The following is a 22,852-nucleotide window of genomic DNA, read 5'->3' on the forward strand; positions in this document are numbered from 1 at the left end:
TGGCGGCGGAGACCTGCGGGATATCGTAATGGAGAAGTGGGGTAATCATATGGACTTGTAAATCGGCGTTTATCAAAATCGACGCGAATAAGCACCGTATGCGTCATAAGTCGGTCTCTGAGTGTCCTCACCGTATGAACAATACGGCTCCGGTACTCAGAGACCGGCTTATTTAGCCTACGGCACTTCTTCGCGCCGATTTTCCTGTTATCATGTAAAATTCACAAAACCTATTTACATTTTTTATAGAAAAGAGATAAATAGCTATTTATCTTCGATGGGGTCGATGATAAATTACGGTTTAACCTCTAGCCCTGATAGCCTCCCTCTCTGAGGGAGGTGTCGGCCGCCTGTTTTTGGCGGCTGACGGAAGGAGTGTTGCTCTGTATGGCGCGGGAACCGCGCCATACAGAGCCCGCGGCAAAAGCCGCGGAAGAACATAAGGTCAACTCTCCCTCACCCCGCTTCGCGGGGAGCTCCCTCAAAGAGGGCGCCTTTAAGGGCAAAGCCAAAAGCTAAACCGCTGTTTATCATCGATAGGGTAAAAGCTAAATCGTGATTTATCTTTTTCCTAACCTGATTTACGGTGCGGTTGTCACTTCGTCAAGGCAGTCGAGACAGAGAAGTTTACCTTCGCAGACGCGGAGCCAGGGTTCGGCGGTCGGTTCGCCGCAGCGGGCGCAGCGGCGCGACTGGTAGATTTTTGCCTCGCGCGGCAGGGCGAAGCGCGCCTCCTCGATCTTGAATATCTCTTCCGTGGGGGCTTCGCGCATGAATTTTCGTTTTTCCTCTTTGGAGGCGAATTCTTTTTCTTTCAGCACGATACGGAAGGAATCGCCGCTTTTTCTATTGAAGAAGGTAAAGGCCTGTTTGCCGCGCAGCCGCAGGATGAGGTTGCCCTTGCCGGCAGTACAGCCAAGCAGCGCCTGTACCGCGTCTATCCCGCAGGCGTCGTTCTCCGCGACGCAGACGATTTCTTCGTCGGGCGACGGCTCCGTGAGCGCGAACTGTTCCATCGCGCAGAGCGCCGCGCGGAAGCCGATGAGCAGGCCGCCGCAGCTGTGGCCGTGAAAATCGACGCATTTTTTATATAGAAGTTCTTTATCCATCTGTCTGGCCTCCATTGTATTTGCAACTTAATTTCCCTGGGAATTATTATATCGAATAAAGATAAAAAAGATAATTTGCAATTCAACTTATATGGAGTTAAACTTTTTTAATCGGATTTGTGCGGAGGTATGGAATATGAAAAAAGAAGACGTATTTGCAAAATCGCTTGATATGCACAGGGAGCTGGGGGGCAAACTGGATATCGAGTGCAGAAAGAAGATAGAGAGTATGGCGGACCTCTCCCTCGTATATACGCCGGGGGTGGCGGAGCCATGCCGCGCTATTGAGCGCGATCCGGAGGAGCTCTGGAATGTAACGATAAAGAATAATCTGGTGGCCGTCATCACGGACGGCTCGGCGGTGCTGGGGCTCGGAGATATCGGCCCCGCAGCCTCGATGCCGGTGATGGAGGGCAAGAGCTGTCTCTTCAAGCGTTTCGCGGGGATAGATTCGATCCCGCTTGCGGTGTCGACGAAGGATGTCGACGAATTCGTCAGCGTGGTGTCGAAGATCGCCGTTTCATTCGGCGGCATCAACCTTGAGGATATTTCCGCACCGCGCTGCTTCGAGATCGAGCGCCATCTCCAGGAGAGGCTGGATATTCCCGTCTTTCACGACGACCAGCACGGCACGGCGGTGATCGCGCTCGCCGCCTATAAGAACGCCCTGCGCCTGACGGGACGCGGCATTGAGGACGCGGTGCTCGTCATTAACGGCGCGGGAGCGGCGGGCAGTTCGATCGCGCGTTATTTTCTCGCCGCGGGTGTAAAGAATATCATTATGTGCGATGTGGGCGGCGCGCTCTGCGAGGGATATACGGAGGGGCTGAATCCGGCGCAGATCGAGCTTTCCAGGATAACGAATCCCGAAAAGCGGCGCGGCAGCCTCGCCGAGGTGATAAGAGGAGCAGACGCCTTTCTCGGAGTTTCGCGCCCCGGTCTGCTCACCGGCGAGATGGTGCGCGGCATGGCCACGAACCCCGTCGTTTTTGCGATGGCGAACCCGACGCCGGAGATTTTTCCCGACGAGGCGCTTGCCGCCGGCGCGGCGGTGGTCGCTACGGGGCGAAGCGATTTCCCAAATCAGGTGAACAACTGTCTCGGTTTTCCGGGGATTTTCCGCGGCGCGCTTGATGTGCGCGCAAGGTGTATAAATGAAGAGATGAAGCTCGCCGCCTCGGAGGCGCTTGCCTCGCTGGTATCGGAGTCGGAGCTTTCCAGGGAGTATATTATTCCCTCCGCTCTCGACCCGCGCGTGGTGCCGGCGGTGGCTGCGGCGGTGGCCGCGGCCGCGCGCCGCACCGGCGTATCCAGGATATAGGAGGAAGGCTGATGTTTCTGAAAAACGAAGAGGCCTTTGAGATAGTCCGGGAGTTTGGTTCTCCGGTCTATGTCTACAGCGAGGATATATTGAGGCAGAGGTGCCGAGAACTGCTTGACGCCTTTGACGGGCGGCTTTCGCCGAGTTTTTCCGTTAAGGCGAATTCCAACCTCTCTCTGCTCCGCATCATCCGTGAAGAGGGGATCGGGGTGGACGCGATGTCCCACGGCGAGATTTTTCTTCTTGAGCACGCCGGTTTCAGCGGCGATGAGATTTTTTATATCGGCAACAATGTCTCCGCCGACGAACTGCGTTACTGCATAGACAGGGGGATACTCGTCAGCGCCGATTCGCTCTCCCAGCTGGAGAGCCTTGGGCGGATAAACCGCGGCGGGCGCGTCGCCCTCCGTTTCAATCCCGGCGTCGGCGCGGGGCACTGTGAGAAGGTGGTGACGGCAGGCCACAAGACGAAGTTCGGCATCGATCCCCGGTTCTGCGCGCAGGCCAAGGAGCTGCTGGCGAAGTATGATATGAAGCTCGTCGGCATAAACCAGCACATCGGCTCTCTCTTCCTGGAGCTGGAGCCCTATGTCGAGGCGGCGAAAAATCTGCTGGCGATGGTGCTGGAGAATTTTCCCGGCCTTGATTTTATTGATTTCGGCGGCGGTTTCGGCGTTCCCTACCGCCCGGATGAGAAGCGGCTGGATTTCGCCGCTCTGCGCGGACAGCTTTTCCCAGTTCTTGATTCGTTTGTCGAGAGTTATGACAATAAGTATGTCCATTTTAAATGCGAGCCCGGACGTTATCTGGTCGCCGAATGCGGCCTGCTTCTCGGCACGGTCCATGCCGTGAAGGAGAATTACGGCGAGACTTATGTCGGGACCGATATCGGTTTCAACGTCCTGATGCGCCCCGTCCTTTATGATTCATATCATGAGGTCAATCTGCTGAAAGGCGGCGGCGAACATGACGGCGGGGCGGAGAGAGAGGCTTCACCGGTGACGGTGGTCGGCAATATCTGCGAAAGCGGGGACATTCTCGGGGCTGAGCGCCGGTTGGACGGCGTGCGCGAGAATGACTTGATCGCGGTGGAGAACGCGGGAGCCTACGGTTATTCGATGGCCTCGAATTATAACTGCCGTCTGCGTCCGGCCGAGGTGCTCAAGACGTCGCAGGGTGAGATAAAACTTATCCGTGCCGCGGATACGCTTGAGAGTCTGATCGAGAATTTTTAGAGAGAATAGTGATGGGAGGGGACGGATTAGAAAAAATCCGTCTTTTTTCTATGAGGCGCAACCGTTGATTTTTATTGTGGTAAAATAAATTCGTTATCGTTGAGCCGTTGTTGGAATGCAGTTATCTTTGATTCATAAACTTGGAAGGACTGAATCATTTGAATAAAGAGTTGTTGGTCTCTGCCGGAATAGATTATGACGGAGGTGTCCGGCGTTTTATGGGAAACGCCCCTCTATTTGAAAAGATGCTTTGCAAATTCCTCACGGATCAATCCTTCGCGGAGGCACGGAAGAGTTTTGAAAGCTGCGAATGGCAGTCTTTTATGCGGAATGTGCACACTCTAAAGGGACTCAGCGGAAATCTCAGTATAAATGTCATTTACCATACGGCCTCACAAATAGTTTCATTGCTGCGCGCTGATGACCTCACGGATCAATCCTTCGCGGAGGCACGGAAGAGTTTTGAAAGCTGCGAATGGCAGTCTTTTATGCGGAATGTGCACACTCTAAAGGGACTCAGCGGAAATCTCAGTATAAATGTCATTTACCATACGGCCTCACAAATAGTTTCATTGCTGCGCGCTGATGACCTAGAAGGGGCAAAGGCGCTGTTTCCCTCGCTGGAGGAAGAATACGGCGCCGTCTCTAAGGCTATAGGGCTGGCCGCAGAGGCAGACCAGCGATGACGGCTGAAAAAGGCGTTCTCATCGTTGACGATCTTGAGTTAAACAGGATATTGCTGGCGGAGATATTCAAGGGCAGTTACAGGGTATTTGAAGCCGGCAACGGTATCGAAGCCCTTGAACTGCTGCGGCGGGAGACGCCGCGGATAGACATGGTGCTCCTGGATATCGTGATGCTGGTAATGGATGGTTTTGAGACTCTCGCCGAGATGCGGGAGGATGCCGGGCTGTCCGGTATTCCGGTGGTGGTCATCACGGCGGGGGACGACCCCGACGACGAGATAAAGGCGCTGAACCTTGGGGCCACGGACTTTATCACCAAACCCTTCGATCCGCGCGTCGTCATGAGCCGTGTGCGCAACATAATCGAACGGCGCAAGATAGACGAGATAAAACTTGAAAATAAGATGCTGCGCAGACAGACGCTCGCGCAGGTCCAGCTTCAGGCGATCCTGGACAACATGATCGGCGGCGTCGCGCTTATTGAGTTTTCGGAACAGCCGCACGCGATCTATATGAGTCCGGGGTTCTATAGTCTGACAGGCTGTTCAAAAGAGGTATTCGAGGCTCACAAGGATGATTTCTTTTTCCGGGTCCACCCGGACGACCGTCCGAAGCTTGAGGCGGAGATCAAGGCTGGGATGGACAGGAAGGCCCCCATCAGCTGTGAATTCCGCGTGATCAGAGTGGATGGCAGGCCCTGCTGGGCTCATGTTCAGGGGATTAAGATATCATATCCCGACAGCCCTCACCCGGTCATGATAATGATATTCACCGATATTACGAATGAGAAAGAGAACGAGCGGCAGCTTATGGAGGCCAACGCCGAACTGCGTTATATGGCCTATCATGACTCGCTGACCACGATATTCAACCGAGAAGCCTTCTCAGATATGACCAGCGCGATGCTGCGGAATAACCCCGACAAGGAGTTTGTGCTCATATGCTGGAATGTGGAACGGTTTAAGTTTATAAACGAGCTCTTCGGAAAAGATACCGGGGATCTTATTCTTAAGGATGTCGCGGCGCTTTTGAAAAGAGAGATTGCCCATATCGGAACGTATGGAAGGCTGGAGGCCGACCATTTTGCCGTCTGTTTCCCTAAAAATGATATCGATATTGACGCTCTGATAAGAAGGATAAAACCCTGTGAAGACTTCCAGCGGAACCATTATGAAATAGTCATCCATGTGGGGATATACGAGATAGAGGACCCGACGGTGCCGGTAGACCAGATGTGCGACCGCGCGAACCTTGCCCTCCAGTCCGTTAAGGGCAATTATCTGCGGCGCTGCGCCTATTACACCGACGATCTGCGTTTCCCGCTGCTGCGCGAACAGGAGGTAGTGCGGGAGATGAGCCAGGCTCTTGAGGAGGGGCAGTTCGTCCCCTGGCTTCAGCCGCAGTACAACCATGCCACTGGGCGTATCTCCGGCGCGGAGGCGCTGGCGCGCTGGGAACATCCAGTACGCGGACTGATCCCCACCGGCGGCTTCATTCCTATTTTTGAGAAAAACGGTTTTATTTCAAAGCTCGACGAGAATATCTGGGAGCAGGTCTGCCGTCTTCTGCGGCGGTGGCTTGACGAGGGACGTCCGATGGTTCCAGTATCGGTCAATATCTCGCGGGTAGATATCTATAACCCCAAACTTGAATCCATTCTCACCGGCCTTGTCAAGAAATATGACATCCCTATCTCGCTCTTCCGTCTGGAGATCACTGAATCAGCCTGCGTAGAGAATCCCGCTCAGCTTATCAAGGTCATCAGCTCCCTGCGTGAGAGAGGCTTTTTCATAGAGATGGACGATTTTGGCAGCGGCTACTCTTCGCTCAATTCTTTGAAGGATATGCCGATAGATCTTGTAAAGCTGGATTTGAAGTTTCTGCTTGGCGACGATGAGTACCAGCGGGGAGGAAATATTCTCGCCTCTGTCGTGCGCATGACGAAGTGGCTCAGCCTACCCGTAATCGCCGAGGGAGTGGAGACGGCGGCGCAGGCTGATTTCTTAAAAAGTATCGGCTGTAACCTGGTTCAGGGCTATCTCTACGCGCGTCCGATGCCGGTCGGAGACTTTGAGGCGCTGATGGCCTCATCCTCTTTTGACACGGAGGAGCTTGTAAGAAAATCGGAAAATATAATTGACGTTAACGAGTTCTGGCGCCCAGATTCGCGGAGTTCTTTTGTTTTTAACGCGCTGCTCGGTCCGGCGCTGGTATTTGAATATAACGATGGAAGTATCGACATGCTGCGGGCAAACGACGGGTTCTTTTCCCTGCTCGGCCTTGACGGCGACCACGCTCCATTCCATAAGCTGTCCCTCATCGACCAAATTTGTGACGGCGACAGAGAACGGTTCATCTCCATGATCGAAGCGATGTCTGAAAGCGGGGAAGAGCGGGCCGCCAGTCTCTGCTGGAGGAACGGCAGCGGGGAAGAGCTGCGGCGCATAAAGGTGCGGGCGCGTATGCTGGCCGAAAGCGACGGCCGCAAGATAATCTTCGCCTCCCTGGAAGATATCACCGATTTTTGCTGAAGCTAAATGAAATAAAAACCCGCGGGGCCATTTCGCTCCGCGGGTTTTTTGTTGTGCCTCTAATAATAGGGGTGAATTGTTATCTTACCGAGCAGACGCTGCCAGCCGCCGTCGGAACTATGAGGCGGTCCCCCGCGATCGCTGGTGTCGCCACGATGTCGCCCTCAAGCTGCAGCTGCCAGGCAGGGTTTCCCGTGTTTATATCGAGGGCGTATAGGTTGTCGCTGTTTGAGCCGATATAGACGCGGTCGCCGAGCGCCGCCGCCGAGGAGAAGACGGAGCCGCCGGTGTTGTATACCCAGGCTTTGGAGCCGTTCTGCGCGTTGAGCGCCGTCACGTTGCCGGAGATGTCGCCGAAGACCACTTTGCCGTTATGCACGAGCGGCGCGGTCTCGATCTGCGCCTTCACGTCGTAGCGCCAGATCACCGCCTGATGTTTGATGCGCGCGCAGTAGATCTTGCCGTCCTGGCTTGTAAAGTAGAGCAGGCCGTCCGCCACCGCGGGAGCCGCCGTTATCGGCCCGCCGACGATGGCGCGCCATTTTAGTTTGCCGGTCGCGGTATCGATGGCGTACATTTTGCCGTTGCGGTTGCCGATGTAGACCACGCCGTCGGCGACGACCGGCGAGCCTGTGACGGCGGCGTCGGTCTTGAATTTCCATTTCTGCCATCCGGTTTTGATCGAGACGGCGTAGACGTATCCGTCGTTTGAGCCGAAGTAGACGGCGTCATCGGCGACGGCGGGCGAGGTCGCCACGCTGTTGGAGGTCGTGAACTTCCATATCTGTTCACCGGTATCGGCGTTAAGGCAGTAGAGACGGCTGTCAAAGCTGCCGACATAGACCCGTCCGTTGACCACGGCGGGAGATGAGGTTACCCAGTTGTCGGTGGTGAACTTCCACGCCTGCTGTCCGGTGTTGATGTTGAGCGCGTAAACTACGCCGTCGTTTGAGCCGAAGTAGACCTTGTCCTTGTAGACGGCGGGCGAAGAGGCGATGTTCTGCCACAGCTGCGTCGTCCATTCGCGCTGACCGGCGAGGCGCGCGGACGAGACGGTCTCTGTCGGCATCGTACCGCTGCGCAGAGCGTTGTTTTTGAAGAGCGGCCAGTTCTCCGCGTGGGCGGTAGCCGCCGCGGAGATGATCGCCGCCGCGGCGATAATGACCTGTATCTGTCTTTTCATGATTATGTTACCTCCATTAATCATTTATTTTGGCGTGATTATACTATACTTCCTGGCAAAATAGCCTTCATTCGCAGTCATTTATCTTTAATGGTAACGGCAGATTTTTTTAAGGTGCGTTGTGGTATAATTACCAGCTTCAATCCTGATAGTCGCCGCGCTCCGTCACCACCTCGTAGCCGATGGCGCGCATTCTCTTTTCGAGCGAGGCCCGCGCTTCCGCCGCTTCGTCGCCCGTGCTTATCTTATTGTCGTAAAGCATGTATTTTTTGCGCACGCTGAGCGGTGAGAGGTTGGGCATCACGACGTTGCACCCCGCAAGCACGCCGAGCTCGCGTCCGTTGTCCTCGATCGTACCCAGCGCCGTCGTCGCCGGCAGCAGTACCTTGGGATTCATGAGGCGCACGATCGCCAGAAGGAAGAGCATGAGCTCCGCCGTCCCCGCCCTTTCGTGCGCGAAAGGGGTGTCGTGGTGGGGGATGAAGGGCCCCATGCCGACCATCTGCGGGGCGAAGCTCTTTATAAAGAGCAGGTCGTCGACGAGGTTTTCGAGGGTCTGGTAGGGTGAGCCCACCATCGAACCGCAGCCGACCTGGTAGCCGATTTCTTTCAGGCAACGCAGGCACTCGATCCTGTTTGCCAGCGAGAGTTCCGCGGGATGCAGCTTCGCGTAGTGTTCCGGCGTCGCCGTCTCATGGCGCAGCAGATAACGGTTGGCCCCCGCGTCATAGAGCCGCTGGTAGCTCTCCCGAGTTTTTTCTCCGAGCGAGAGGGTGATCGCGCAGTCGGGATATTTTGCTCGGATGGCGCCGATGATCTCCGCCATCATATCGTCGGTGTAATACATGTCCTCGCCGCCCTGGAGCACGAAGGTGCGGAAGCCGAGGCCGTAGCCCGCTTCGCAGCACTGCATGACGTCTTCTTTCGTGAGGCGGTAGCGCTGGGCCGCGGCGTTGCTGCGGCGGATGCCGCAGTAATAGCAGTCATTGCGGCAGTAGTTGGTCATTTCGATGAGGCCGCGCACATATATTTTGTTTCCGAAATGGGCGCGTGCCACGGCGGCGGCCCGTTCGAACAGCGCTTGGGAAATATCGGCGCTGCGGTTTTCTATCAGCCAGAGCAGGTCTTCGCGCGAAGCCTCCTGTTTTTTATAAAGGGAATCTATTATATCTCTTGCCCTCATGGCTCTCACTCCCATATTTGAAAACGTTTGAAATACTAGTGGCAATTATATCTTATTTTCCCCTAAAATATGTTAGAATGGACCGTTCGTATTCTACAGTATATTTTGAGGCCAGCTTTTTAGGAAAGAAAGGGTCACCATGTTTGTAAATGATTCAGCATTCAGCGTAACCAAGGGAGTACTTTCCCTGATAAATGATAAACTCGTCGACCACGGCGTCCGCACCGCCTATATATTGAAGTCCATGATGTCTCTGCAGGGTGAGCTTGACCGGGAGACGATGAAGAAGATCCTCTTTCTCGGCATCTTTCACGACGTCGGTGCGAACAAGACCGAAGAGATCGCCAATTTGATGGAATTCGAGACGACAGAGACGGTCCCGCATTCTGTTTACGGCTACCTTTTTTTGAAATATCTCTCGCGGCTAGGCGACTGTGCGGAGACGATCTTATATCACCATCTTGCCTACGCTGAGCGCGGCGGCTGCCGCTCCGACTACAGGGAGCTCGCCCTCAAGCTGCATCTCGCTGACCGCGTCGACATCTGCGCGATGGGCGAGAGTTCCGACCGCCTTGTGATAGAGACGGTGGAAAGGTACGGCGGAGAGCAGTTCGACCCGGCGGATATAGAGCTATTCAAGGCCGCCGACAAAAAATTCGGCGTCATAAGGACTCTTCGCGGCGGCGGCTGCGAAGAGGATGTCAGGGAGTGTTACCGGGGGCGCTGGCCTTTTCCGAGGATGAGCTTATGGATCTTGTTCAGACGCTTGTATTCGCGATAGACTTCCGCAGCGAGCAGACGGTGCTCCATACTATACAGACCGCCAACTACGCAGAGATGCTAGGGGAGCACTCGGGGCTGGGAAAAGATGACTGCCGTAAGCTTTATTATGCCGGATTGCTGCACGATATCGGTAAGATCAAAGTTCCGGTGGCGATCTTAGAGAAGCCCGGCGCGCTGACGCGCGAGGAGATGTTGGAGATGCAGAGGCATGCCACCTATACGCGGCGGATAATCGAGGGCCATGTCGACGGGGAGATAGTTGAGATCGCCGCCCGTCATCACGAAAAGCTGAACGGTTTGGGGTATCCTGACGGGCTCACGGGGGCGGAGCTGACTCTTCCGCAGCGTATCATGGCGGTCGCCGATATCACGAGCGCCCTCTTCAGCCGCCGCTCATATCGTGAAAAGATGCCGAAGGCCGACGTCCTGGATATTCTTGGAAAAATGGCGCTGAATGACCAGCTAGATGCCGCGGTGGTGGGGATCATGACAGAGCGGTATGACGAGATAACCGCCGCCAGCGCCGCCAAATCCTCCGATATCGTACGCAGCTACGAAGCTCTGAAAAAAGAATATCCCCTGTGCGTGAAGGAATATATCAAAGGGGCAAAGGATGCCTGCCGCCGTTCGGAGCTCTTTTTCTAAAAGGGGAGCGCTGTCATTGCTGAGATATCAGGGTTTGCCCAAGGCAAACGTATAAGTTGGCAGCCTGTGCCCGCGATGCCGGACAGCGCCATTTTTATCGTTTTCACAACGTTCGCCGTAAGTTATCTTAGAGATATTAAGAAAAATTTCTCGGTTTCCAATCTGTAAATGTTCACCGCGCCCTGCCGCTGCCATGTGAAAGCGAAAAATGCCTCCGCCCGCCATCGCGGGCTGCTCAATGATTGCCAAAAGACTTGATAAGTTTGCCGCCAAGGTTTACCCTCCGCCGTATTCACGTCCGTCTTTTGCCCGCGATAATGGTATGATATTTATAGTATTGGCGGAGCCGCCCGGCGATCCTGCCGTCCGGCTCCTTTTTATAGCTTCGGCAGACTGGACTGCCCGTTGACTGACGGAGGGTAATGATGGCGGCGACGATCGAAAGTTACTATAACATCACGGAAAAAGAATACAGGCTGCGCGCCTTTTACAATAAATACGGTGCGGAGGCGCTGTTTATCGTACCCTCCGGCCTTGACCGGGATGCGCTGCTTGACATTATCTGCGGCGGCGATCCCTATTTCGGAGACCGCCCGACGGTCTGGACCGTCGGCGACCTGTATAAAGAACTGCAGCGTATCACCGGCTCGTCTGTGCGGGTCATCGACCCACCCGACCACAACCTGATCCTGCGCTGGCTGCTGGAAGAATTCCTCTCCGAGATGGAGGAGGCGGGCGTCGCGCTGGCTCCCGGCCTCTACCATAAGGGGTTTGTCTCCGTTCTGGGAGATAATATAAAGGAGCTGCTCTCAGAGGAGGTTTCCTGCGAAGGGCTTTCGCAGGCGCTTTTTGAAGAGGAGGAGCCAGATCCGGCTCTGCCTGAGGCGATCCTCATCACTTTGTATGAACGGTATACGGACTATCTTGCGGAGTACGGCCTCGCCGACGCGGCGCAGATCGCCACCCTGACGCGGCTGAAGCTCAACGTGCCGGAGGCGCTGGAATTCGCCACGGGCAAGAAGCTGGTGCTCGCCGGTTTCCTCTCCTTCACGGGGGCGCAGCTGAAACTTGTCCGCGCGCTCTGCGATATCGCCGAGGTGCTGATGCTGCAGCCTGAAACGGGGCTGGACAGTTTCCATGACGGCATCAGCCAGCTGGGAAGCGAATATTACGGCCGTCCCGAGTGGAACGTCCCCATCGTGAAGCTCGAAGCGAGCAACGCCTATCTCGAGCTGGAGGCGCTGGCGCGCGAGACGGCGCTCTGGATCGAGGGCACGGGCGGTTTTACGGAGCTGGGCGGCCTCGACGACTACGGCGAGGTGGGGCTGCTGATATCTCCCGACCGGCTGCCGGTTATGGAATACGCGCTGTCGCGCTACAAGATACCTTACAATATCCAGGTACGGGGCACGGTCGGCGAAACGCTGGCCGGAGATCTGCCTTCGATGATATGGCGGGTCTGGAACTCTAACTGGGACAATTACAACACTGCGATACTGCTCGCGAATCCGCTGCTCTTCTCGGAGGAGGGCGGATTTGCGGCGGAATATGACGAGAGCTCTTTTCCCGAGGGTTACGACGAATGGCGGCGGGCGCTCTCTCCTTCGGCGCGAAAGAGGCTGGCCGAGATACGCGCGCTCTGCCTCGCCTTTGAAAAGGGCGGCACGCCGGCGGATATACTATCGCTATGGCATGATTTTCTAGAGGGGGCCGATGTAGTCGGCGGCGCGGTAAGCGTCGCCTCCGGCGAACCTGCGCTTGACGAGAGGGTGAAGGATGTTTCCCACGCCCTCTATGAGCTCAAAAAAAAGATAAAAAACCTTAACGACGAGGCGAAATACATCGGCCCGGCGGCGGGGGTGGTGCTGCGCGGCGGCGAGGCGGTTGCCTTCATCAACGACTGGGGCCGTACCGCCACGCTGCCGATACAGCTGCCGCAGAGCCACTCTCTGACGCTGTACGCGGGGATGCCGCCTATACTGACGGAGCACCGCTACTGGCTGATGGCGGGCGTCGATTACAACAGCTGGCCGGGGATGCTGAGGGAATCTTTGCTGCTGCGCAATGATAACAAGGTGAGGTTCAACGCCGGTTCGACGGAGGATGATGAGCATCCCCATCTGCCGGAGATACGCGAAGAGCGCGAGCAGAAGGAGGCCATTTTCCGCCGCCTGCTCGCTACGGGTAGAGAGGGCCTGGTCATCGCCCGCTCTCTGACCGATGCGAGCAAAGATCCCGTAGCCGAGTCTCAGTTTGTTGCTCCGCTGTTTAAGCGGAGGGACCCTAAAAGGGGCTGGCATGAGGCGGGGAAGGTCTGCTACCCGCTTGACGCTGCGCTTCCGGACGGAAACGGCCCGTGGTTTCTGCAGGCGGAGATAATCTGCACGCCGGTAAGCTCCTCCCCAGCGCAGAAGATACCTGAGGGACGCGCCGATGAAGAGGGAAAACCCGTCGTGCGCATCAGTGACATCGATACATGGAACGTCTGCCCATATCTCTACTGGTGCCAGAGCCGTATGCGTTTTGAACGGCCGCGCTCCGAGCTGTATGACCCGCGCGTTGCGGGAACGCTCTCCCACCGTATATGGGAGGAGGCCATCCAGGCCAAAGCGGCAGAGCCGAAGCTCTCTCTGCAGGGATATGTGATGGAAAACTGGCGCCGTTTTAAAGACGAATGTTATCCCGCGCTCGACGCGGACCCGCGGCTCGCGCGGCATGAGAAAAATCTCATGCGCCAGCTGTTCGGGATGGCGGCCCTGCAGGATGAAATAGAGGGGCGTATCCCCGAGGGCGCGCGACTGAAGATAGAGACGGAATGCGCTCTGGACAGCTTTGAGCTGAACGGCGTTCTCTTCAGGGGGCAGGCTGACAGGATAGATTATTACGCCGACGGAGCCGTCGTGATGGACTATAAGCTTGGCAGAAGCGCCGCGCATGAGAAAGAGCTGCAGGTTCCAGCCTACTGCGCGATATTGAAAGAGGCGGGGATCGCGGTGCAGGGGCTCGGGTGGTTTGGACAGCGTGACTGCTCGGTCTCCGGTTATTTCAACGGCGGATATTTTGATATTTACGCGGCGGGCGGAACGAAGCGAAGCCGTCAGAGCGCCGCCGAGAGGATAGAAGAGGCGCTCTCGGTGATGGAGCGGATGGCCGAGTCCGTTAAAAACGGGAGATACCTCCCAAAATACGACGTAAAGGCCCTGCGGTGCAAGAGCTGCGCCTTTTATGTGCTTTGCCGCAAGCGCGATACGCAGGGCTATATAGCGGCGGAACCGGAAGAGAGCGAGGGGAATGGCGATGAGTAGCGGCGGCCCGCGGTGGCATTCGCTTATCAAGGGCACGGAGGCGCAGATAGAGGCGCTGACGAGCGATAAATACCTGACAGTGGTCAGCGCGGGCGCGGGAACGGGCAAGACGCAGACTCTGGCGCAGCGCTTCGCCTGGCTGCTCGCCTCCGACCCGGAGTGCGGCGTCGGCGAGGTGCTGGTGCTCACCTTCACCAAGAAGGCGGCGCGCGAGATGCAGGAACGTATAAAGGGCACGCTTGAAAGGTGGTACGCGGAGTGTCCCGACGAGCTGTCACACCTTAAAAGCAGGATCGAGGGCATCGACGACGCCTACATATCGACGATCCATTCATTTGCGATGAAGCTCATCCGCGAGTCGGGGCTTGCGCTTGACATCGATCCCACGGCCTCGATCATGCCGGCGCCAAAGGCCGATATTTGGTGGCGCGGGTTTGCCTCGATGCTTTCCGCGGCCTCCGAAGAGAGGATACTGGCGGCTCTGCCGGACGAGTGGCGCGTGCGCGCCTCGGCGCTTATGCGCGAGCCGGAGTTTATCGAAATGCTGAACGCCTTCGGTCCGGAGGCGGTGGCCGAGGCGGCCAAGAGCTGTTCGGAAAAGCTCTACTGCGCGGGGCAGAGCCCGGAGTCTCTGTGGGAACATGACGATACGGAGCTGACAGCCTCGATAGATTCCCTGAAAGAGCTTAAAAAAGATATCTATGTGCTTTGGTCGCGCGACGTTTTCCCAGCGATATTGTCGACGCCCGAATTCAGCGGCGGCAGAAATAGGAAGCCCACGAAGGCCAAAGAGAAGCTCGCCCCCTTCATCGAGCGCTGGCGCGCCGCTCCGGCGGCTTCGGATGATGAGCTCCGGCAGTTCTGCGGCGAGCTCTTTGAAAGCGTCCTCATTCCGCTGCCGGGCGGGAAGATCAAAGATGCGATCAGCGAGGCGCTGGGCGCAGGCCTCAAGGAATGGCGCGACGAAACGAAGGCTCTGCTGGCGCTCGCCGTCTCTCCCTCAAAGGAGGAAAAGAGGATCAACTGCCTTCTCTGCCGCGTCTGCGCCATAGGCTGGGCCTGTTGGGACGAGTTCCGCCGCCGGGAGAATCTGCTGTCTCTCTCAGACCTCATCTATTACGCCTCCGAGGTGCTGCGCTCCTCCGCCGACTACAAAAGAAAATTCAAGCACATCATGGTCGACGAGTTTCAGGACACCGACCCCCTACAGGACGGCCTCATCGAGGCGCTTTGGGTGACACCGGAGACGGAGAGCGACTTCCATAATACGCTTTTTCTTGTCGGAGACCAGAAGCAGTCGATCTACCGCTTCCGCCACGCGGACCTTACCCTCTTCCGCGGATATATAGAGCGCTGCCGCCGTCACGGCGCGGAAGAATACTGCAAATATGTTTCGCTGGACCAGAATTTCCGTACGGCGAGCGGCTTGCTGGAAAAATTCAACGGCCTCTTCGGCGAGCTGTGGGGCGGCGGTTCGGAGATCTTCTACGAGCCGCTGCTGCCGCCGCAGGACGAAGAGATCCGCGGGCGGCGCAACGCCTCCGTCGGGAAGCCGCAGCTTGAGCTGTTGTGCGCGGTATCCCCCTATGGCGACAAAGACGAAAAGATATTGATGCCGGAGCTCCGCCTGCGCCTCTACAGCGAGCTGGGGCGCAGGATGGCGCGTATGCGCGAGGAGGGGCGGCTGATATGGGATAAGGGGCGGGGAGAATTCCGCCCTGTGAAGTGGCGCGACTTCGCCGTGCTCGTACCGGCCCGCACCGAATACGCAATGATCGAAAGGGCCTTTGAGCGGCTCGGCCTTCCCTATCTGCTCTCCACGAATAAAAACTATTTCGCGCGCGGCGAGATCGGCGACCTTGTAAACCTCATCTCGCTGCTCGCCGAACCCGACGAGCCTCTCTTCCTCGGAGGATGGCTGGCCTCGCCCTTCAGCGGGGTATCCATCGAAGAGGCGGAACGGATGCTGGCGGCGGCGCTGGAGAGCAGGGAGAGCCGAAAGGCGCTGCCTCTCGCGGAGGTCGTCCGCCGCGAGCATCCGGAGCTATGCGCGCGCCTGGAGCACCTTCGCCGGACGGCGCTTCTTTCTGGCGTCTCCGCCGTGATCCTCGAAATACTCAGGGAACCCTCGTTCCTGGAAAACTACGGCGGTCTGCGGCGGCGGCGCGTGAACGCCAATATCGTCTATCTCGCCCAGCTTGCGGAGGAGTACGAACGCTCACAGGGAAAATCGCTGAAGGGCTGTGCGGAATATCTGCTCTCGGCGGCCTCCTCCGAGGGTGCGAAGGAGGAGCCGGACTCCGCCGACGAGGATACGGACGCGATCCAGGTGATGACGATACACGCCTCCAAGGGGCTGGAGTTTCCCGTTGTGGCGCTGATATATGCCGATAAGAGGGGGCCGCGGAGCTCCGCGCTCCAAGTGTCGAAAAGGTACGGCGTCATCGCGAAAGAGACGCCGGATTTTCTTCTCCGTGACGAGCCGGGCGGAAAGAATATCTCCGCGATGTGGGAGATGAAAGAGGAATCTGAGGCCGAGTCGGCGGAGCGCGACCGGCTTTGGTACGTCGGCTTCACGCGCGCGCAGGACCGGCTGATTCTCTGCGCGGCCTATCAGGAGTCAAAGGCCGACGCGGAGGGAAGTAAACGCCCAAATCTGCTGAGCCGTACGGCGGGCGGCCTGCCGCCGGAGGATATCTCCTATATAACGGAGGAGCCGGAGGGACTGCCGAAATACACGCCGTACGAAGCAAGGGCGCAGGCAGAGGGGATGGCTCTGAAGATCGTGAGCCCCGCCAAGCTTGGGCGTATATCGGCCTCGGCCTATGCGCTGATCTCCTGGTGTCCGGCGGCCTACCGCACCGTATACCGCCAGGGCCGGACTATAAGCTGGACCGTAAAGGGCGGCGAGGGGGGCGGCTCGGACTTTGGCTCGCTGACGCACTGGCTGCTGGCGCGCTGGGACTTCCGCGCCGAGAGCCTCGTCCGCTGGCTGCCCTTCAGCCGCGAGGGGCAGGGTTACGAGGCTGTTATGCGCCGCCTGCCGGTCGAACTCAGGGATGAATTTGCCTCGGGTGCGAAACGCCGCGAAATACGCGAACTTCTGCAGAGATACGTGCAGAGCGAAGAGTGTTCCCTCTTCGCGGAACTTGCCTCGGCGGAGAGCCGTATCAGGCTCTTCCGGGAGATGCCCTTCCGCGTGCCGGACCGTGGCACCGTCCTCGTCGGCGCTACGGACCTCTTCTGGCGCGACGATTCGGGGCTGCATCTGCGCGACTGGAAGAGCTCGTCAGAGGAATACGCTCCCTCATATTATTATGAGCGGCAATTGGAATTCTACGCCTACGCGCTGCACCGCTTCTTCGAGCCGCGGGGCGGCGTCATTCCCATTGATTCGGCGGTCATATATCTGCGCTCGCAGGATAAGGAGAGAAAGATACGCGCCTACGGGGCGGAAGATTTCGCGGCGGTCGGCGGTCTGATCGAGGCGGCGGCCATCGAAGCTCTTTCCGGCGGCTTCGTGGGTAAAAAGGAGCGCTGCGCCGTCTGTCCGTGGCGGGCGGACTGCGAAGTCCGGTAAAAGTTCCCGTAGCGTCATTTTTATTCAAAAACACAAAATTATAAAATCAATTAGGCTATTATACTTAGAGGGACCGGAAAGTTCAGTTCCGGTCCTTTTTACGGTCTAATTTTTCCATCTGAAGGACTCAGAGGTTAACCTTAGAAAAGCATTTGGGTAAAAAAAGTCGAAATTTAGGCTGGTTTTGCGAAAAATGTTAGGTACGTTCAGACATTAGGCCTATGAAATATCCTCCCTGCTGGACTTTAACAGTTGTTTATTTTTACATACTTTTTCCGATAAAAAAGCTCTTAAAAGTAATAAAAAGCCATTTTATGAAAAGTTTCATGATATTTTATGGTAATGTGTGAAAATTGACGCAATTTAAAGATGCGGTTAAAATCTTATAGTGTATTATGGGTGATCTTATGATTATGGAGGGGAGGTGATCTTATTGGCAGAGAATCTGGCACAGGAGATCAGAGATCAGGAGGCTATCGCGAAGAGCATTGTTTCAAACGCCAAAGCCGAGGCTGCTAAGATATTGGCGGCGGCGACGGCGGATGCGGAGCAGTCTGTCAAAAGCACAAAACAGCAGTGTCACAGACAATGGCGCGAACGAGTCGCCGCCGCAGAAAAAGAGGCCGAAGCCAAAGCGCAGGAGATAACTGCGAAGGGCGGGGCCGACGCGAAGTCATTCTACGAAAAGAAGAAGAACGAAACAGACGGAGTTGCAAATTGGTTGGTTAGAGAGGTGATGGCGACTTATGGCTCTCGCCGAAATGTGTAAGGCGCGTATAGCTGTTCACAGAGCTGTTGCGGATGAGCTTGCGGCAAAACTGCAGGCACTTGGCTGCTGCGAATTCGTGAACAAAGAGGGCGAAGCCGGACATAGCGAAGCGATGTTCAGGCTGCGTGAGAAACGGCATCACATCGACGAACTTATCGGCGACGCTAAATTTCTCATTCGCCTGCTGGAACCGTACGAGACGAAGAAAGAGGGCTCGCTGGCGAAGATGCTCGGCGATATCCCGACGCTCACCTTTGATCAGCTTGCCGCGCAGGTCAACGAAAAGAAATTTACAGATTTTACCTCTTCGATGAGGGATATCGAGCGGAGGCTCACCGAGACCCGCGCCGATGTCTCGCGGCTGAAGGGGCTGCTTTCCCAGATAGCGCTGCTGGAGAGCGTCAAGTATCCGCTTGAGTTCTTCACTACGGGCACCGAGTTGGTCGCCGGGGCAATCTATGCCGCTCCAAAAGCTACGGCGCAGGCTATGGCCGCGCGTCTTACAAAGGAGCTCGGCGAGATGGTCGAGATGCAGCAGCTTCCGGGAAATGAAAAAGACCCGAACGAGACGTTTGCCGTGCTCTGTCAAAAGAGCGAGTACGAAAAGGTACAGGAGACCACCGCCGAATTCGGCGCGGCGCGTATCGATGTACCCAAGGATTTCCTGCTTACGGCCGCCGCCGAAAAGGAGGCGCTTGCGTCGGAGATATCCGGCCTCGAAGCGAAAGAGGAGGGGCTCGTCAAGGAGCTCGCCGGTTCCGCTGACGAGGGGCTTTACATGGCGCGCAACTATGGGGACTACTGGACGATACTTCGTAACCGCCTTGAGGCCATGGAGACCGGCGTCCCCACGGAAGAGGTGCTTATCTGGGAGTTCTGGGTCCCTAAGTCGTTAATGAAGAAGGTAGAATATACCGTGGAGGCCTATTCGGCCTATACCGAACTCGCCGTCGTCAAGCCGGATGAGGGCGAAGAGCCGCCGACGCTTTTGAAAAACGCGCCGTGGTCCTCCTGCATCGAGCCGCTGACGATAATGTACGGTACGCCGACATACGGCAAGGTGGACCCTACATCGCTGATGGCCCCATTCTTTTTCGTATTCCTCGGCATGTGTTTCGGTGACGCGGGGTACGGACTCGTCGTCGCTGGCATCCTCGGATACCTGCTCGTCAAGCACAAGCTTACGCCGACGCTGCGCAAGTTCTTTGTGCTCATGACAGTCGGCATGGGGATGACGGTAATCTTCGGAGCCCTGACAGGTTCATGGTTTGGAGATTCCGTGACCGCCTTCCCGTTCCTCAGCGGCCTTGTGCCGCTGGTACACGGCATACAGGTGCTGGACCCGATGAACGACCCGATGACGCTGCTTCTCATATCGCTGGGACTTGGCTTCATCCAGGTGATGTTCGGCCTGGCGATCGCCTTTGTTGAAAACTGGAGGGGCGGCGATAAGATGGCCGCCGTTTCAGACCAGGGCGGATGGATGATATTCCTTCTCGGCCTCGTGCTTATGGGCTGCTCGATGACGGGCTATCTTCCCTCTGCATGGGTGCTTCCCTCTAAGATCGTAGCCATAGGCGGCGCTCTGCTGCTGGTAGCGACTCAGGGCAGAGAGAAGAAGGGTATTGCCGGCAAGCTTTTCTCAGGCGTGCTCAGCCTCTACAATGTCACCGGCTTCCTTGGCGACGTATTGAGCTATAGCCGTCTGCTGGCGCTTGGACTCGGCTCTGCCGCGGTCGGCATGGTCATCAACCTGCTCGCGAACCTCGTTGCCGGGACCCCCTACATCGGCATATTCCTTGCCGTGCTGATTTTTGTCCTCGGACACACCTTCAGCATCGTGGTGAACCTTCTCGGGGCGTTCATACACTCCCTGAGGCTCCAGTACGTTGAGTTCTTCGGTAAGTTCTACAACGCTACGGGAAAAGATTTCACCCCGCTCTGCAATGCGGCCCAGTATTCCCGCATTCAGGAAGATTCTTCCGTAAATTAACTAAAAAAGATGCTACACATTTACTCAAGGAGGTAAAGTTCATCATGGAAACAATTCTCTCAACAATGGCTGATCAGCTTGGACAGATGCTTGTTATACTTGGCGGCGCGCTCGCCGTCGGCTTCGCGGGTTCGGGCTCCGCGTGGGGCATAGGCATAGCTAATGAAGCCGCCGCCGGCGTAATGACCGAAGATCCAAAGAAATTCGGCTACGCGCTCGTTCTTCTCGCCCTTCCCGGTACGCAGGGCATCTACGGCCTGCTTGTCGCGGTTCTCGCGATGCAGAAGGCCGGACTGCTCGGCGGCGCCGGCGCGGTCGCCCTCACCGTGTGGCAGGGATTCGGCATCTGCTGCGCCTGCCTTCCCATCGCGATCTCCGGTTTTTATTCCGCCATTTGGCAAGGCAAGTCCTCTGCGGCTACGATCCTCATGATCGCCAAGCGTCCGGAGCAGATAGGTAAGGCGGTCATCCTTCCGGCCATGTGCGAAACATACGCCGTATTCGGACTCCTTGTCAGCATCTTGATGCTCAACGGAATCAAGCTTTAGTTGAAGAAGACCGGAATGCCATGTCTTTAGCCCAGATTACAGAAAAAATCAGGAATGACGCTCAGAAAGAGGCTGATGAGATTCTCTCAAAGGCTAAAGCACAAGCGGATTTCATCACCCAGAAGGCCGGACAGGAATGCGATGAAATAAAGGCGGGCTTCGACGCCCGTTTTGAGGCTGAGCGTCCCGAGATAATGAAGCGCAGAGAGATCGTGGCCAATCTTGACGTTGAAAAGATGATGCTGCGTGCCAAAAGGGATCTTATCGAAGATGTCTACCACGGCGGCCTCGCCAAGATGGCGGAGCTTCCGAAGGACGAATATCTCAGCTTCTGCGCACGCCTCCTCGACGAGGCCGTCAGCTCACGCGACGAGAAGGTGACTGTAGGCGCAGGAGAGAAATACATTGACCGTGAGTGGCTCGCCGCCTACAACGGCGAACATGGTTCGAATCTTGAGCTCTCTGAGGAAAAGGCCGATATCACAGGCGGATTCATCCTCGTAAGGGACAGGACGAACATAGACTGCTCATGGGATATGCTTATTAAGGTTTTACAGGAAAAACAGGAATCCGACGTTGTAAAGCGTTTGTTCCCGTCAGAATAATGAAGGAGGTGGTCTGATGTCACGTAAGGAGGCTTATGGTTACGCCGTAGCGCGAATACGCGCTATGGAGCAGCGCCTTCTTGATGCCGCGGCCTTCGCAAGGCTGCTGGATGCCGAAGACACGGCCTCCGTCCTCAAAATTCTTGGGGAGACATCTTACGCGTCTGTACTGACATCAGTCTCCGGCGAGAGCGGTTTTGACAAGGTTCTTGAAACTGCCCTCCACGATACATACGAGGAAATCAGCTCCTTTGTTCCCGATAAGGGACTGATAGACCTGCTACGCCTGCAATATGACTTCAGCAACGTCAAGGTGATGCTGAAGAGCCTTTTCAACGCGAGGAGCGGCGGCAAAAAGAGGTGGGACCTGCTCACCTCGCTTGCCTCCTATCCCGTAGACAGGCTCATTTCAGACGCGGAAGCCGAGGAATACCAGCTTCTGCCCTTTGGCCTCAACACACTCTATCCCAGGTGCATTTCAGTATGGGAGCAGAGCAAAGATGTGCTTGAAGCTGAGAGGCTGCTTGACCGCCAGATGTTCGAGGTAATGCTGAAAGACGCGAAGGCGCTGGGTATGCCGGAGATACTTGACTGGGTACGCACGAGAATCGATGGAGAGAACATTCGTTCGCTCCTGCGGCTCAAGAGGTTTGGCTACGACGCGGCGTGTGCGCTGCCGTTCATGCACGAGGGCGGAAAGATCGATCTGAACGTCCTTGTGCCGATGATATCCGAACCTTTCGAGACCTGGGGCAGGATGATCGACTACACGGACTTCTCGCCGCTGCTTGGTCAGGTGGACAGTGCGGCAGGATTTGCCGAGATAATAATGGATATTGAGAGAGCGCTCGACGACTTCTATCTCGATTCCATCGCAAAAAGCAAGTACAGCCCCGACGCCCCCGGCAATGTCATTGCCTACCTGTGGGCGAAAGAGCTTGAGGTAAAAAATATTCGGATGATCTTTGTCTCAAAGTCCAACAGGCAGGACAAAGATCAGGTAAGGAGGCTCCTGCGCCATGTCTACGTCTAAACAGAGAGCGCCGATGGCCGCCGTCGGCAGTTACGAAAGCATACTGCCCTTCAAGGCTATCGGTCTGGACGTGGTAGTTCTCACGGAAGAGAACAGCGAGAGCATCGCTCCGGTCCTTCATAAATACTCGCGTTCGGGCTATGCCGTGCTGTTTCTCGAAGAGGAACTCTTCGTGAAATACAGGGATACCGTGGACGAGATAAACGAATATACAGACCTTAGCATTATACCCGTACCAAACCAGAAGGGATCCATGGGGATAGGCATTGAGTCAATACGCCGCAACGTCGAACGCGCGGTCGGCATGGATATATTTGGTGAGAAATGATGATAATGATGGAGG

General features: G+C 56.3%; 19 protein-coding genes. 15 read left to right on the forward strand and 4 right to left on the reverse strand.

The genetic code is table 11. From position 1 onward, the window contains the following. The first annotated feature begins 387 nt into the window (after positions 1-387). Positions 388-519 carry a hypothetical protein gene (locus LIO98_RS09700; protein ID WP_291956212.1) on the forward strand — a complete coding sequence of 44 codons (132 nt, stop codon included), beginning with the start codon at positions 388-390 and terminating at the stop codon, positions 517-519. 62 nt (positions 520-581) lie between these two features. Here LIO98_RS09700 and LIO98_RS09705 read toward each other — a convergent pair whose 3' ends face one another. After that, entirely contained in the window at positions 582-1,109 is a 528-nt protein-coding gene (locus tag LIO98_RS09705) for an FmdE family protein (protein ID WP_291956215.1), read from the reverse strand. Positions 1,110-1,245: 136 nt separating this feature from the next. Between LIO98_RS09705 and LIO98_RS09710 the strand changes: the two genes are divergently transcribed. From LIO98_RS09710 to LIO98_RS09725, 4 genes are all read left to right on the forward strand, one after another. After that, positions 1,246-2,430, forward strand: coding sequence for a malic enzyme-like NAD(P)-binding protein (locus LIO98_RS09710; protein ID WP_291956218.1), 1,185 nt, complete (start codon positions 1,246-1,248; stop codon positions 2,428-2,430). Positions 2,431-2,441: 11 nt separating this feature from the next. Beyond that, complete coding sequence (gene lysA / locus LIO98_RS09715; protein ID WP_291956220.1) at positions 2,442-3,665, forward strand: diaminopimelate decarboxylase; 1,224 nt, start codon at positions 2,442-2,444, stop codon at positions 3,663-3,665. 218 nt (positions 3,666-3,883) lie between these two features. Next, entirely contained in the window at positions 3,884-4,351 is a 468-nt protein-coding gene (locus tag LIO98_RS09720) for an Hpt domain-containing protein (protein ID WP_291956223.1), read from the forward strand. Next, positions 4,348-6,882, forward strand: coding sequence for an EAL domain-containing response regulator (locus LIO98_RS09725; protein ID WP_291956225.1), 2,535 nt, complete (start codon positions 4,348-4,350; stop codon positions 6,880-6,882). Before LIO98_RS09720 ends, LIO98_RS09725 begins: the two co-directional genes overlap by 4 nt. 79 nt (positions 6,883-6,961) lie before the next feature. Here the strand turns inward: LIO98_RS09725 and LIO98_RS09730 are convergent, their stop codons facing one another. Together LIO98_RS09730 and hydE are read right to left on the reverse strand one after the other, a co-directional pair. Further along, positions 6,962-8,065, reverse strand: a complete 1,104-nt coding sequence (locus tag LIO98_RS09730; protein WP_291956228.1) for a PQQ-binding-like beta-propeller repeat protein — start codon at positions 8,063-8,065, stop codon at positions 6,962-6,964. 139 nt (positions 8,066-8,204) lie between these two features. Next, positions 8,205-9,248 (reverse strand): [FeFe] hydrogenase H-cluster radical SAM maturase HydE, encoded by a 1,044-nt coding sequence (hydE, locus tag LIO98_RS09735; protein WP_291956231.1) that lies wholly within the window; start codon positions 9,246-9,248, stop codon positions 8,205-8,207. A 139-nt stretch (positions 9,249-9,387) separates the two neighbouring features. Between hydE and LIO98_RS09740 the strand changes: the two genes are divergently transcribed. Both LIO98_RS09740 and LIO98_RS09745 read left to right on the forward strand, forming a co-directional pair. Further along, positions 9,388-10,029: an HD domain-containing protein gene (locus tag LIO98_RS09740; RefSeq protein ID WP_291956234.1), complete on the forward strand. Its 642-nt coding sequence runs from the start codon at positions 9,388-9,390 to the stop codon at positions 10,027-10,029. Further along, positions 9,996-10,676, forward strand: coding sequence for an HD domain-containing phosphohydrolase (locus LIO98_RS09745; RefSeq protein WP_291956236.1), 681 nt, complete (start codon positions 9,996-9,998; stop codon positions 10,674-10,676). Before LIO98_RS09740 ends, LIO98_RS09745 begins: the two co-directional genes overlap by 34 nt. 27 nt (positions 10,677-10,703) lie before the next feature. Here LIO98_RS09745 and LIO98_RS09750 read toward each other — a convergent pair whose 3' ends face one another. Further along, positions 10,704-10,949 carry a hypothetical protein gene (locus tag LIO98_RS09750; protein ID WP_291956237.1) on the reverse strand — a complete coding sequence of 82 codons (246 nt, stop codon included), beginning with the start codon at positions 10,947-10,949 and terminating at the stop codon, positions 10,704-10,706. A 152-nt stretch (positions 10,950-11,101) separates the two neighbouring features. On the opposite strand from LIO98_RS09750, the gene LIO98_RS09755 reads away from it, so the two are divergent. From LIO98_RS09755 to LIO98_RS09790, 8 genes are all read left to right on the forward strand, one after another. Further along, positions 11,102-13,981, forward strand: a complete 2,880-nt coding sequence (locus LIO98_RS09755; protein WP_291956240.1) for a PD-(D/E)XK nuclease family protein — start codon at positions 11,102-11,104, stop codon at positions 13,979-13,981. Further along, positions 13,968-17,561 (forward strand): UvrD-helicase domain-containing protein, encoded by a 3,594-nt coding sequence (locus LIO98_RS09760; RefSeq protein ID WP_291956244.1) that lies wholly within the window; start codon positions 13,968-13,970, stop codon positions 17,559-17,561. The genes LIO98_RS09755 and LIO98_RS09760 overlap by 14 nt, the downstream gene beginning before the upstream one ends. Before the next feature lie 433 nt (positions 17,562-17,994). Then, positions 17,995-18,330, forward strand: a complete 336-nt coding sequence (locus LIO98_RS09765; RefSeq protein WP_291956247.1) for a hypothetical protein — start codon at positions 17,995-17,997, stop codon at positions 18,328-18,330. Further along, positions 18,308-20,323, forward strand: a complete 2,016-nt coding sequence (locus LIO98_RS09770) for a V-type ATP synthase subunit I (RefSeq protein ID WP_291956251.1) — start codon at positions 18,308-18,310, stop codon at positions 20,321-20,323. Before LIO98_RS09765 ends, LIO98_RS09770 begins: the two co-directional genes overlap by 23 nt. Positions 20,324-20,367: 44 nt before the next feature. After that, a complete protein-coding gene (locus tag LIO98_RS09775) occupies positions 20,368-20,871 on the forward strand; it encodes a V-type ATP synthase subunit K (RefSeq protein WP_291956254.1) in 504 nt (167 codons plus the stop codon). 20 nt (positions 20,872-20,891) lie between these two features. Next, a complete protein-coding gene (locus LIO98_RS09780) occupies positions 20,892-21,476 on the forward strand; it encodes a V-type ATP synthase subunit E family protein (protein WP_291956256.1) in 585 nt (194 codons plus the stop codon). A 16-nt stretch (positions 21,477-21,492) separates the two neighbouring features. Continuing rightward, positions 21,493-22,509, forward strand: a complete 1,017-nt coding sequence (locus tag LIO98_RS09785) for a V-type ATPase subunit (protein ID WP_291956258.1) — start codon at positions 21,493-21,495, stop codon at positions 22,507-22,509. After that, complete coding sequence (locus LIO98_RS09790; protein WP_276796765.1) at positions 22,496-22,837, forward strand: V-type ATP synthase subunit F; 342 nt, start codon at positions 22,496-22,498, stop codon at positions 22,835-22,837. The genes LIO98_RS09785 and LIO98_RS09790 overlap by 14 nt, the downstream gene beginning before the upstream one ends. Positions 22,838-22,852 lie beyond the last annotated feature (15 nt).

The organism is Cloacibacillus sp. (genome assembly GCF_020860125.1).
Lineage (GTDB): Bacteria > Synergistota > Synergistia > Synergistales > Synergistaceae > Cloacibacillus.

What these genes read in the sequence shown, in the direction of transcription:
- LIO98_RS09755 (WP_291956240.1), top strand. Translation starts at nt 11,102, where the DNA reads ATGGCGGCGACGATCGAAAGTTACTATAACATCACGGAAAAAGAATAC.
- hydE (WP_291956231.1), bottom strand. Translation starts at nt 9,248, where the DNA reads ATGAGGGCAAGAGATATAATAGATTCCCTTTATAAAAAACAGGAGGCT.
- LIO98_RS09775 (WP_291956254.1), top strand. Translation starts at nt 20,368, where the DNA reads ATGGAAACAATTCTCTCAACAATGGCTGATCAGCTTGGACAGATGCTT.
- LIO98_RS09725 (WP_291956225.1), top strand. Translation starts at nt 4,348, where the DNA reads ATGACGGCTGAAAAAGGCGTTCTCATCGTTGACGATCTTGAGTTAAAC.
- LIO98_RS09730 (WP_291956228.1), bottom strand. Translation starts at nt 8,065, where the DNA reads ATGAAAAGACAGATACAGGTCATTATCGCCGCGGCGGCGATCATCTCC.
- LIO98_RS09705 (WP_291956215.1), bottom strand. Translation starts at nt 1,109, where the DNA reads ATGGATAAAGAACTTCTATATAAAAAATGCGTCGATTTTCACGGCCAC.
- LIO98_RS09780 (WP_291956256.1), top strand. Translation starts at nt 20,892, where the DNA reads ATGTCTTTAGCCCAGATTACAGAAAAAATCAGGAATGACGCTCAGAAA.
- LIO98_RS09710 (WP_291956218.1), top strand. Translation starts at nt 1,246, where the DNA reads ATGAAAAAAGAAGACGTATTTGCAAAATCGCTTGATATGCACAGGGAG.
- LIO98_RS09740 (WP_291956234.1), top strand. Translation starts at nt 9,388, where the DNA reads ATGTTTGTAAATGATTCAGCATTCAGCGTAACCAAGGGAGTACTTTCC.
- LIO98_RS09785 (WP_291956258.1), top strand. Translation starts at nt 21,493, where the DNA reads ATGTCACGTAAGGAGGCTTATGGTTACGCCGTAGCGCGAATACGCGCT.
- LIO98_RS09745 (WP_291956236.1), top strand. Translation starts at nt 9,996, where the DNA reads ATGGATCTTGTTCAGACGCTTGTATTCGCGATAGACTTCCGCAGCGAG.
- LIO98_RS09770 (WP_291956251.1), top strand. Translation starts at nt 18,308, where the DNA reads ATGGCTCTCGCCGAAATGTGTAAGGCGCGTATAGCTGTTCACAGAGCT.
- LIO98_RS09720 (WP_291956223.1), top strand. Translation starts at nt 3,884, where the DNA reads ATGGGAAACGCCCCTCTATTTGAAAAGATGCTTTGCAAATTCCTCACG.
- LIO98_RS09760 (WP_291956244.1), top strand. Translation starts at nt 13,968, where the DNA reads ATGGCGATGAGTAGCGGCGGCCCGCGGTGGCATTCGCTTATCAAGGGC.
- lysA (WP_291956220.1), top strand. Translation starts at nt 2,442, where the DNA reads ATGTTTCTGAAAAACGAAGAGGCCTTTGAGATAGTCCGGGAGTTTGGT.
- LIO98_RS09790 (WP_276796765.1), top strand. Translation starts at nt 22,496, where the DNA reads ATGTCTACGTCTAAACAGAGAGCGCCGATGGCCGCCGTCGGCAGTTAC.
- LIO98_RS09700 (WP_291956212.1), top strand. Translation starts at nt 388, where the DNA reads ATGGCGCGGGAACCGCGCCATACAGAGCCCGCGGCAAAAGCCGCGGAA.